The organism is Solitalea agri, from assembly GCF_023914155.1.
GTDB lineage: Bacteria > Bacteroidota > Bacteroidia > Sphingobacteriales > Sphingobacteriaceae > Solitalea > Solitalea agri.
Window position 1 is genome coordinate 93,597 of sequence record NZ_JAMWYS010000035.1, and the last position, 12,082, is coordinate 105,678.

Below are 12,082 nucleotides of genomic sequence, written 5' to 3' on the forward strand. Positions count from 1 at the left end.
AATTAATGACTCTCAGTTGCCAGTTCTTTCTGATGCTCCTCGGTTAGTTTTCTTTGTAATTCGCCGGGAACCGGGGCATACTCAGCAAAGGAGATAGTTACCTTGGCTCGTCCCTGGCTTATATTGCGTAAAACAGAAAAGTATTTATCAAGTTCAGCTAAGGGAGTTCGTGATTTGATTGCCTGAAAGTTACTTCTGTTGTCCATGCCAGTAATAATACTTCTACGGCTTTGAAGTTCCGTCATCACATCGCCCATCATTTCATCAGGAACAATGGTTTCCACATCATATACTGGCTCGAGCAATTGGGGTTCGGCCTGATGGAAAGCTTCTTTAAAGGCCATCATCCCGGCAATCTTAAAAGAAATATCATTGCTGTCGACGGGATGCATTTTGCCGTCGTAAACACTTACCCGGATGTCACGGACATAAGAGCCAGTAAGTGGTCCTTCCTGCATTTTTTCCATTACGCCTTTTAAAATCGATGGAATGAAGCGCGCATCAATCACTCCGCCTACAATACAGTTGTTAAAGACCAGTTTGCCTCCCCAGGCAAGCTCGTGGGTTTCTGTATCTCTCACCGGAAAATCTTTTAAGGGAGCCATTCCTTCAAAATAAGGCTCTATTTTCATAAACACTTCACCAAATTGTCCGGCACCGCCTGATTGTTTTTTGTGTCGATAGGATGAATTAGCGGCTTTTTGTATGGTTTCGCGATAAGGAATACGTGCCTTAATAAACTCAACCTGCATTTTATAAATATTTTCCAAACGCCATTTGGTTAATGCAAGATGCAGTTCTCCCTGACCGTGAAGAATAACCTGCTTGAGCTCCCGGTTATATTCGATCTCAATGGTCGGATCTTCCATGTGTATTTCGGCTAAAACCTCGCTCAGTTTTTCATCATCTTGTTTGTTTTTGGCAATAATGGCCACCCGAACCTTGGGATTGGGAAACTTGATTGGAGCAATAGAACCAGAAGCTCCTTTTCCATTTAAAGTATGGTTGGTATAAGTATTTTTGAGCTTAAGGGTACAGCCAATATCACCGACCTTTAATTTATCAACGGCATTTCGATTTTTGCCGTCAGCAATAAATAGCTGATTAAGTCGCTCAACGGTATTTGTTTTCTCATTGCTAAGCTCTTGCCCAACAGAGACTTCTCCTGAAATCACTTTGAAAAATGTTAATTTACCTAAATGGGGCTCAACCAGGGTTTTGAAAATGAACAAACGGGTAGGGCCTTTTGGGTCGAATGGAATTTCCTGTCCATTTTCTGATAACTCAGCTGGCATATTTATGGCACAAGGAGCAACGTTATCAATAAAGCCCATTAAACGCCCACTTCCCATATCTTTCTTTGCAGCAAGGCAGAAAACCGGAAAGACCTGATGTTTCATCATCCCAATTTTTAAACCCTCTCTCAGTTCATCTTCATCTAAATTGCCTTTCTCAAAGTAAAGCTCCATCAAACGTTCATCATTTTCGGCTGCTTTTTCAACTAATTCATTGTGAAGTTGGTCGGCAAGTTCTTTTTCTGAATCTGGAATAGGTAATTTTTCCGGTTTTCCACCCTCGGCCGGAAATTTATACATGGTCATTTTCAGAAGATCAATAATGCAGTTAAAACTAAGTCCACTATTTACCGGATATTGCATGACAGTAACAGCAGGGCCAAAGAATTTTTTAGCTTCTTCTATGGTTTGATTAAAATTAGCTTTGTCGGAATCGAGTTGGTTTACGGCTAATATCGTTGGTTTTTGATATCGATCGATATAGTCCCACAGCAGTTCAGTCCCAACCTCAACACCATATTGGGCATTTAATAGCATAACGGCAGTATCGCAAACTCTTATGGATGATACCACTTCACCAATAAAATCATCAAGACCCGGGGTATCAATTATATTAATCTTATAGTCGCGCCATTCAGTATGTAAGGAGGTTGCGTAAACAGAGTTGCCTCGTTCGTGTTCAATTTCATGGTAGTCAGAAACGGTGCTTTTATCTTCGACCGTACCACGTCGGTTTATTATTCCGGCTTCAAATAACATTGTTTCGGCAAGTGTAGTCTTGCCGCTTTTCGCAGAGCCAACCAGCACTACATTTTTAATGTGTTTTTCATCATAAGTTTTCATAAAGTTTCATTTTTGGGTGGGTAAAAAGGCTTTATAAAATTTAACAGAAATGAACCGGAGATAATGAGTTGAATGGGTTGATTTGCTGTAAATCAGAATATTAATATAATTTTAATTTTTGATTAATGAAAACACTTGATGCGTCAATTTGTGGGAGTTAAGAAATGTATTAATCAAAGAGCGTTTATCTTACCCAAGGTTACTTATAAAAACAAACTTTAATACAGTTTAATCACTTTTATTCTTAGGAATTTAATTTTAACCAAGAGTAATTATTCTGAAAATTGTTAATTTCCCCTCGTTAAATTAAAATCAAACCTTAAAAGCAAATGAAAACAACTAGCACCCTAATGCTGAAGTTAAAAACCTTTGGAATTCTGTCCATCGCTCTATTAGCGGCATCATGTTCGAATGAACTTAAATTTGTTAAAGTAAAAAGCAATGAGCCTGTTTATGTGAGAAACACTGAATCGGATAAAAATGAGGAAGTAAGTGTTGAAAAACAAGAACAGGAAATCGTAAATACACCAGTTGCGGTTTCTTATACTGCACCTGATGGATCGGCTCAGGCATCTGAGAGTTTAACCGGACAACAAACTAGCTCAACTCGTCAATTGGTTCGTGAAGAAATGAGTAAGAATGCTGCTTTCAGAAAATTGTCTGCTACTCAACAAGAAAAAGTTGAGAAACTAATTGCTAAACGGGTAGATAAAGTGGTAGCTAAAAAGAAAGCTTCACCAGCTCCTGCTCCAAGTGTTGAGTTCAGCCGAATTATGCTTATTGGTTTGATTATTTTGCTAGCAGGTATTATATTAGGTGCTATAGTAGGGGGATTAGGTTGGTTGGCCTTTGTGGTGGGTTTGGGTCTAATCGTTTACGGATTGATCATTCAGTTATAATAAATAAGATATCTTTTAATGAAAAAGGACCTTGCCGATTAAACTGGCAAGGTCCTTTTTTTATATAACGAATATTTTATTTTATTAATGATTTAATAGCAGTATCCACTTTTTCGAAATCAAAGCCTTTTATAACTTTTTCCATTTCAGCTTTAATTCTATCGGTACAAAGGTTGCCAATGCTTCCCTCATGAGTATGATGGATATTCTCCGGAACTTCAAAGTTGCCATCTTCTATTGCCAAACCCACGTTTTTGTATGCTTCGCGAAAAGGAACACCTTCCAGTACCTGGTTATTCACTACTTCAACGCTGAAAATGTACTTATACTTTTCATCTTGGGTAATACCGTCTTTACAGGTAATGTGCTGCAACATGTAATTACAGATTTGCAAGCAATCTGTTAATTCTTCGAAGGCAGGAATAATCAGTGCCTTGGTGATCTGCATATCGCGGAAATAGCCAGATGGTAAGTTGTTGGTAAGCAAGGTAAGGTCGTTAGGTAAACCCTGTAGCTTATTGCATTTAGCCCGTATTAATTCAAAAACATCCGGATTCTTTTTATGCGGCATAATGCTCGATCCGGTTGTTAAATGATCAGGGAAGCTGATAAAGCCAAAGTTTTGACTGATATATAAGCAAACATCATAGGCGAATTTTGACAAAGTAGCGGCTACTGAAGCTAATGCCATTGCAACAATCTTTTCAGATTTGCCGCGCGTCATTTGAGCATACACCACATTGTGGTTCAATGCACCAAAGCCGAGTAGTTCAGTCGTCATACTTCGGTTTAATGGGAAAGATGAGCCATAACCTGCAGCTGATCCTAATGGATTTTTATTCGCCACTTTATAGGCCGCTAGCAATAACTCCATATCATCCACTAATGATTCGGCATAAGCCCCAAACCACAAGCCAAACGATGATGGCATGGCAATCTGAAGGTGGGTATAACCAGGGATCAATTTTTCTTTATGCTCTTCACTTAGCTTTTGAAGTGTTCCGAAAAGCTGTTCCACCAGCAATACGATTTGTTTTAACTCATTACGGAGGTATTGCTTAATATCAACCAAAACCTGATCGTTGCGAGATCGGCCACTATGAATTTTCTTTCCGGCTTCACCAATTCGTTGTGTTAACAGGTATTCAACCTGAGAGTGAACATCTTCCACGCCGTCTTCAATTTTAAACTCACCGCGCTCAATCTCCCCATAAATCTTAACGAGTTCTTTTTTTAAAGTTGAAAGATCATCGTTGCTCAAAAGTCCGATGCTTTCGAGCATCGTGATATGGGCAATTGATCCCAGCACATCAAAAGGTGCCAGGTACATATCCAGTTCGCGGTCGTTGCCTACGGTAAATTGTTCTACTTCTTTTTGTACGTTGGTGTTTTTAGCCCAGAGTTTCATTTTTAGTATTGAGATATGCGATGTGCGATGTGAGATTTGGGACAAAATTCTCGCCTCTACATGCTCATAGCGAATAATTGTTAATATTTGAAAAGATGGAAAATGCGATGGATATTCTCAAATCTAAAATCCCACTTCTCACATCTTATGAAGTATATGCTTTTGCCTGCACAAATGAGTAGAAGAAAACTGCATTTGGGTTTTTGGCCACGGCCTTCATTTCTTCCTTTACCTTTTCGGCTACTTCTTTTTCTACATAGCCCGAGTCGATCAGGTTAGGCATACCACTCATGAGTAGATCTGCCCAGAAATTGATCATTTCTGCCCGTTTCCCTGGTTGACGATTATCTAAATGAATGGTTTTAACAGTAGTTTGAATATTGGTATAACCTACGCTCTGCAGCATATTGCCTAATTTGGCTCCAATAAACGGATCACCACCCATATCGTACTGTAGATCATTAAAACGCATCCAATACTGCCAGGTATTAGGAGAATATGGGTCGAGGAAAAAACTCGAATTCAATACCTCCGTTAGATAAATCACACTACCCGGCTTAAGAACCCTTCGCAGCTCTGAAAGCACTTTTACCGAATTCGGAATATGTTCCAAAACCCAGCAAAGAAAGGCGCCGTCAAATTTATTGTTAGAGCTAAAATCCATATCAGTGGCATCCATCTGCAAAATTTCGAATCGATCTTTCGCTACCGGATTATCACCAAGGAACTTTTTAGCGGTTTCTATTTGCGTTTCAGAAAAATCAATACACGTTAACTGAGGGTTCGGAAATCGGCGCAATAATATTTCTGTTTGCGCTCCTACACCACTTCCAACTTCTAATAAATTCTCAACAGAAGAAAGATCGATATCGGCATAGATATAGTTTTCGAGGAAACGCGCCTGACGCATCAGTCGTTCTTGCTCTGTTTTTGAGAATCCGTGTAAGTATTTTTCTTTAAGCATAAGGTTAAGAGTTGTGGGTTATATGTTCTAAGTTAAATAATTTATTTAACCGATAACTCATAACTCGTAACCGGCAATCAGGCTATTACTCTTTCCAAAATCTGGATATAAAGGTCGATACCTTCTTCAATTTCACTTAAATAGATATACTCATCTGCTGTATGTGAACGTGCTGAATCACCCGGTCCAAGTTTTAATGAAGGGACAGGAATAAGCGCCTGATCAGAAGTAGTTGGCGACCCATAAGTTGTTCTTCCTAAAACTAATCCTGATTGTACAATAGGATGAGATTCAGGAATAGATGATGAACGCATGCGCATTGAACGAGGTGTTACTTCGCTGCCAACATTAGCCCGTATGGTCTCCAATAATTCTTCATGGGTGTATTGTTCAGTTACTCTAACATCAATAGTAAACTCACATCTATCCGGAACCACATTATGTTGCGAACCGGCATGAATAATGGTTACACTCATCTTTATCGGTCCCATAAAAGGCGATACTTTTGGGAACTGATAAGTGCTCAGCCACTGAATATCTTTTATTGCCTTGTAAATAGCATTATCGCCTTCTTCACGCGCAGCATGCCCTGACTTTCCATAGGCCACACAATCACAAACCATTAAACCTTTTTCGGCAATGGCCAAATGCATTTGAGTGGGTTCGCCCACTATGGCAAATTCAACAGGTCCAAGCTCAGGTACAATTAATTCGATGCCATTATAGCCCGAAATCTCTTCTTCGGCAGAAGCTGCAAAGGCAACATTGTATTTCAAATCTTCTTTATCATGATAATAAAGGAAGGTTGCCATTAATGATACCAGACATCCACCCGCGTCGTTGCTACCTAGTCCAAATAGTTTTCCATCTTCCACGATTGGATTAAATGGATCTTTGGTATAGCCTTTATTTGGTTTTACCGTATCGTGATGTGAATTCAGTAAAACCGTTGGTTTTTTGGGGTCGTAATGTTTATTAAAGGCCCAGATGTTATGAATTTTTCGGAATGTGAAAACGCCTCGTTCTTTCAGAAAAGACTCAATAACATCGCCCGTAATATTTTCTTCCTTGCTAAACGATTGAATAGAGATCAGTTTTTTCAAGAGCTCTATCGCATCGTGCTTAAGTTGGTGAGTCATTTTAGTATACTTTATAACATCGATCGTTAAAAAACGAACGATCTCTAAATTTCAAATTGGTTCTTATTTAGTTTAATAGATTTCCCTAATGGGACTGCAAAACTAAGAATCCTTTGAATATAGTCCACCTGCTTTTATTGCAGAAGTTCGAATCCCTTTAATAAGTGCTGAACTGAAACCCTGATGCTCCATTTCGTTTAATCCGGCAATGGTACATCCACGAGGAGAAGTAACTTTATCAATTTCACGCTCAGGGTGAGCTCCTTCCTTAGCTAATAATGCAGCAGCACCTTTAGCAGTTTGAACGGCCATGTTAAGCGCCTCTTCGGCATGGAACCCAATTTCAACACCACCTTGCATAGCAGCACGAATTGAACGAAGGAAGAACGCAATGCCACAGGCACATAATGCAGTGGCTGATGTCATCAGCTCTTCTTTAATTTCCTGGGTTATTCCAACGGTATTAAAGATATCAAACACCAACTCTTTACGCTCAGTGCTAACTCCGTCAAAAGCGATGCAGGTCATTGATTCACCAACAGATATAGCGGTATTTGGCATTGCACGAACTACAGCAGGAGATTTACCCAAATTGTCTTTAATGTCTTGAATTGAAACCCCAGTAACGAGCGAAACGATTAACTGATTCTCATTTACCTGATCTTTAATTTCAGCCAATAAACCATTTAATTGCTGAGGTAGAATACCTAAAACCACAATATCTGCTGATTTTACAGCCTCGTTGTTGTTATTAGTGATTTTATAACCTTGGATAGAATAGGGCTGTAAGGCACCAAGATTACGACGGGTAATGGTAATTTGACCAGGTTGATAACTGCCTGATTTTACAAGTCCTTTGGCCAAAGCAAGGCCAATGTTTCCACCACCTAAGATGGCAATGTTAAGGTTGTTAGTTGACATAAAGTAAAGTTTCTGAAGTTAGTTACAACTTCATTCGGGTTTAGCGTTGGTGGCGCATAGGAGAGCTTTATGAAATTTTGGTCCCCGTATTTTTTGAGTCGTTGATCAGCGTTGGCAACCCATCAGCATGCATAATGTAAACTGATGAAACTCCTTTGTCAATCGCTGCAAATGCATTGTCAAGTTTAGGAATCATTCCGGCTATAACAACTCCTTTTTCTTTTAATTCAGCAAAGTAAGGCTTGCTGATTTCCTGAATCACTTTCTCTTCAGCATCTAATACACCGTCTTTTTCGAAACAATAGATCAGATTTACGTTGAAATGCTTTGATAATGATACCGCAACCGTTGATGCAATAGTGTCGGCATTTGTATTAAGCATATTACCCTGCTGGTCGTGTGTTAATGGAGCCAAAATAGGGGATAAGCCACTTTTTAATAATGCCGAAAGTACAACTCCATCCATTTTTTCCTCTTCAACATCGCCTACAAAGCCATAATCAATTTCTTTAACAGGGCGTTTATGAGCAGGGATAATATTTGCATCAGCGCCAGTTAAACCAATAGCATTGCATCCTTTGGACTGTAATTTGGCAACCAGATTTTTATTTATCAAACCTGCATACACCATTGTTACGATCTTCAAGGTTTCAGTATCGGTAATTCGACGGCCATCAACCATTTTAGCTTCAATGCCTAAACCTTTACTGATTTCGGTGGCTACTTTGCCGCCTCCGTGTATTAAGACTTTTAATCCTTTTAGTTGAGCAAAATCGGTTAAGAAAGTAGTAAGCTTGCTTTCGTTGTCGATGATATTTCCGCCTACTTTTATAATGTTGACTGTTTGTTGCATGCAAAATAAATAATTGAATGAGTGAATAATTAGACGAGAAAATATCTTAGAACCCAATCATTCCCTCATTCTGTCATCCATTCATTTTTATAACTTGTTTCCTTCGATTAACTTTTTAAGCACGGTTTGCGCAGCAAATACTCGGTTGCCCGCTTCATGAATTACCAATGAGTTATTACCGTCGAGTATATCATTGCCGAGCTCCAATCCACGACGAACCGGCAAACAATGCATTACTTTAGCATTATCGGTTAATTTTAACTTTTCGTTGTCCATCATCCATCCTTTCCCGTCAGATAAGATTTCACCGTATTTGTTGTAGCTGGACCAATTTTTCACATAAACGAAATCGGCATTTTTTAAGGCCTCATCCTGGTTTGTATTGATCATAGCTCCTTTTGTAAACTCTTCGGCCAGTTCATAGCCTTCAGGATGTGTGATCACAAAGTCAACCATATCTAATTCCTGTGCTTTAACCATCCATTCTGAAAATGAATTTGATACAGCTTGCGGTAATGGTTTTACATGCGGGGCCCAGGTTAAAACCACTTTTGGTTTTGGCTTGGTAGCATGTTCTTTTATGGTAATTAAGTCGGCAAAGCTTTGTAACGGGTGAAGGGTTGCGCTTTCAAGAGAAACCACCGGAACACCACAGTATTTAATAAACTTGTTAAGCACTTCCTCGCTGTAGTCCTCATGTCGGTCTTTCAAATTTGGAAAACAGCGTAAGCCTAAAATATCGCAGTATTGCCCTAATACGGCAGCGGCCTCTTTAATGTGCTCAACGGAGTAACCGTCCATTATCACATTATCATTCATTTCCAGACGCCAGCCTTCTTTGTCCATGTTAATAACCATGGTATTCATCCCAAGGTTCATTGCGGCTTTTTGCGTGCTCATACGTGTACGCAAACTTGGATTTAAAAACACTAGACCCAGTGTTTTTTGTCCTCCAATATCAACGAAACCCTGAGGATCTGCTTTAATTTTTAGCGCCTCATCAACCCATTTCTTTAGGTCGGTAACATCGTTTACTGATGTGAAATGTTTCATTCTATAAATTGATATGCAATTGATGTCAATCGTTCTTTAAACAAGTTAATTATTTTGGACCGTTGATTATTGCGCAACGGCCAAAGAGTTCATTACCTGAGCAAAAGATTTCAAGAACTCATCTGCCTGAGCCTTGGTAATATTTAAAGGAGGTAGTAAACGAATGGTGTTTTGCTTGCCTGAAACCCCAGTTAATATTTTATGGTCGTTCATCAGTTTTTTACGGACATCAGCGTAATTGTCAAGTTCTACACCGATCATCAAACCATAACCACGGACGTCTTTTACTCCATCAAACTTTCTAAGCTCAGCCATTAAGTATGCCCCCGTTTCTGCAGCATTCTCCATTAAATTTTCTTCTTTAATGATATCGCAAACGGCAATTGCTGCAGCACATGCAAGATGATTACCGCCGAAAGTAGTTCCTAACATACCATGTTTGGCTTCAATATGTGGAGCGATAATGATTCCGCCAATTGGGAAACCATTGCCCATACCTTTGGCCATTGAGATTACATCGGCCTTAACATTTGAATGCTGATGAGAAAAGAATTTGCCTGAACGTCCGCATCCTGATTGAATTTCATCCATGATCATCAATGCTCCAAATTTGTCACATAATGAACGGATTTTTTGCAAGAAGGAGTCTGTAGGAACTTGTATGCCTCCAACACCTTGCATGCCTTCAACAATAACGCCTGCAATTTCATTGCTCATTACAGCCTCCAAAGCGGCTTCATCGTTAAATGGTACAAAGATGATATTGGATGTTTCGTTTACAGGAGCGATGATCGATTTATCATCAGTAGCTGCAACTACAGCCGAGGTACGGCCATGGAACGACTTACTGAATGCGATGATTTTCTTTCTGCCTGTATGGAAAGAGGCTAACTTTAGTGCATTTTCATTAGCTTCTGCCCCTGAGTTACATAAAAACAAGCTGTAATCCTCATAGCCTCCGGTTAATTCTCCCAACTTTTTGGCCAGTTCCTTTTGAATCGGAATTTGAACGGAGTTCGAGTAAAACCCGATTTTATTTAACTGATCTGTAATCAGTTTTACATAGTGCGGATGGGTATGGCCGATTGAAATTACAGCATGTCCACCGTACAGGTCTAAATATTTGTTGCCATTTTCATCCCAAACGTAAGAGCCTTCAGCTTTTACCAATTCAAACGGGAATAATGGGTATACGTCGAATAATGTCATAAGTTATAAGTTTTGAGCAATGAGTTTTGAATCGCTTTATGCTTTATAAATGCATTTGGCTTTATTCTTTTCCTCTTACTTTGTTAATCAATGCAATCATCATTGCTTTAATTTCGTCAATTTCTGAATTTAACTTGTTGTAGTTTTCTTTCAATATATATTCTAAATCTTTTGATAGGAGTAATAAGTAAGAAACCTCGTTTATTGAACCTAAAGAGGTTTGAAGAAAATTTGCCAAATCATTTTTTGTATACTTCCCGCAACCTTCGGCAATATTGCTGGGAATTGAAAAAACAGCTCTTCTAATCTGACTTGTAACACCAAATTGTTCGTGTTTAGGAAAATCTTGAGAGATTTTATAAATCTCAAGAGTGAATTGGTGCGAACGTTGCCAAACGAGTAGTTTTCTGTAATCCTGCATTTACTAATTACCCAATACTTATGACTTAAAACTTTTCTAGAATCCTACCGGCTTTAATTTCAAGCCTGCGTTTTCATCCAGACCAAACATCAAATTCATGTTTTGAACAGCCTGACCCGACGCGCCTTTCAACAAATTATCGATGATGCTTAATACCATCAATTTACTTCCATGTTTTTCAATATGCACTAAGCATTTGTTGGTATTTACCACCTGTTTTAAGTCGATATTATTGGCTGAAACATGCGTAAACGGATGGGATGCATAAAAGTCAGTGTATAATTTTTCTGCATCTTCCTGAGTGCCCTCGAATTCTGTATAAGCCGAAACCATAATCCCGCGAGCAAAATCACCTCGATATGGAATGAAATTGATTTCTTTAGAAAACCCATTTTGTAACTGTTTTACACTTTGAGTAATTTCTTTTAAATGCTGATGACCGAATGCCTTGTAAACAGAAAGATTATTGTTTCTCCAGCTAAAGTGTGAAGTTGAACTTAACGACTGTCCAGCACCAGTTGAACCTGTGGTGGCAGAAATATGCACTTCTTCATTCAACAAACCTTTAGCAGCTAAAGGCAATAATGCCAATTGAATGCAGGTGGCAAAACAACCAGGATTAGCAACATTAGAGGCTGATCTGATTTCCTCACGTTGAAGTTCAGGTAAGCCATAGGTGAAAGTTCGGTTACTTCCCTCTGCACTTAAAATGTGACCATCGGCTTTATTTAGACGGAAGTCCTGACTTAAGTCGATGATTTTAATCTTAGCATCAAAATGATTTGCTGATAGGAATTTCTTCGCATCGCCATGGCCTACGCATAAAAATAAAACATCGATATCCTGTGAAGTTTCGGCCGCAAATTTTAAATCAGTATCGCCTAATAAATCTGAGTGAACGTCTGAAATTAAGTTACCAGCATTGCTATTACTATGTACAAAGGCAATTTCAACATGAGGATGATTAATCAGGATGCGTAATAATTCGCCGCCTGTATAGCCAGCCCCGCCGATAATGCCTGCTTTTATAGAGATTTGAGACATGAGTTTAAAGGTTTTAAGATGTTTGATTTAGGA

11 protein-coding genes are annotated in these 12,082 nt (G+C 39.0%); 1 reads left to right on the forward strand and 10 read right to left on the reverse strand.

The annotated features are described in order from the left end of the window. Positions 1-2: 2 nt before the first annotated feature. The gene (locus tag NF867_RS10735) at positions 3-2,138 is read right to left on the reverse strand and encodes an elongation factor G (protein ID WP_252587908.1); all 2,136 of its coding nucleotides are present in this window, start codon (positions 2,136-2,138) and stop codon (positions 3-5) included. Between the two features lie 329 nt (positions 2,139-2,467). On the opposite strand from NF867_RS10735, the gene NF867_RS10740 reads away from it, so the two are divergent. After that, on the forward strand, positions 2,468-3,037 hold the full coding sequence (locus NF867_RS10740) for a hypothetical protein (RefSeq protein WP_252587910.1): 570 nt from the start codon (positions 2,468-2,470) through the stop codon (positions 3,035-3,037). A 76-nt stretch (positions 3,038-3,113) separates the two neighbouring features. Here the strand turns inward: NF867_RS10740 and argH are convergent, their stop codons facing one another. The 9 genes from argH to argC all read right to left on the reverse strand — a co-directional run bounded on the left by argH (position 3,114) and on the right by argC (position 12,049). Then, the gene (gene argH / locus NF867_RS10745; protein WP_252587912.1) at positions 3,114-4,445 is read right to left on the reverse strand and encodes an argininosuccinate lyase; all 1,332 of its coding nucleotides are present in this window, start codon (positions 4,443-4,445) and stop codon (positions 3,114-3,116) included. A gap of 145 nt (positions 4,446-4,590) precedes the next feature. Next, entirely contained in the window at positions 4,591-5,409 is an 819-nt protein-coding gene (locus NF867_RS10750; RefSeq protein WP_252587914.1) for a class I SAM-dependent methyltransferase, read from the reverse strand. A gap of 77 nt (positions 5,410-5,486) precedes the next feature. Continuing rightward, complete coding sequence (locus tag NF867_RS10755) at positions 5,487-6,548, reverse strand: M20 family metallo-hydrolase (RefSeq protein ID WP_252587916.1); 1,062 nt, start codon at positions 6,546-6,548, stop codon at positions 5,487-5,489. 102 nt (positions 6,549-6,650) lie between these two features. After that, a complete protein-coding gene (gene proC / locus NF867_RS10760; protein ID WP_252587917.1) occupies positions 6,651-7,469 on the reverse strand; it encodes a pyrroline-5-carboxylate reductase in 819 nt (272 codons plus the stop codon). 67 nt (positions 7,470-7,536) lie between these two features. After that, positions 7,537-8,322, reverse strand: a complete 786-nt coding sequence (gene argB, locus NF867_RS10765; protein ID WP_252587920.1) for an acetylglutamate kinase — start codon at positions 8,320-8,322, stop codon at positions 7,537-7,539. An 87-nt stretch (positions 8,323-8,409) separates the two neighbouring features. After that, positions 8,410-9,375 (reverse strand): Rossmann-fold NAD(P)-binding domain-containing protein, encoded by a 966-nt coding sequence (locus NF867_RS10770; protein WP_252587922.1) that lies wholly within the window; start codon positions 9,373-9,375, stop codon positions 8,410-8,412. 66 nt (positions 9,376-9,441) lie between these two features. Further along, positions 9,442-10,584 carry an aspartate aminotransferase family protein gene (locus tag NF867_RS10775; RefSeq protein ID WP_252587923.1) on the reverse strand — a complete coding sequence of 381 codons (1,143 nt, stop codon included), beginning with the start codon at positions 10,582-10,584 and terminating at the stop codon, positions 9,442-9,444. 61 nt (positions 10,585-10,645) lie between these two features. Then, positions 10,646-11,005 carry a four helix bundle protein gene (locus tag NF867_RS10780; protein WP_252587925.1) on the reverse strand — a complete coding sequence of 120 codons (360 nt, stop codon included), beginning with the start codon at positions 11,003-11,005 and terminating at the stop codon, positions 10,646-10,648. Positions 11,006-11,041: 36 nt separating this feature from the next. Further along, positions 11,042-12,049 (reverse strand): N-acetyl-gamma-glutamyl-phosphate reductase, encoded by a 1,008-nt coding sequence (gene argC / locus NF867_RS10785; RefSeq protein ID WP_252587927.1) that lies wholly within the window; start codon positions 12,047-12,049, stop codon positions 11,042-11,044. Positions 12,050-12,082: the final 33 nt, after the last annotated feature.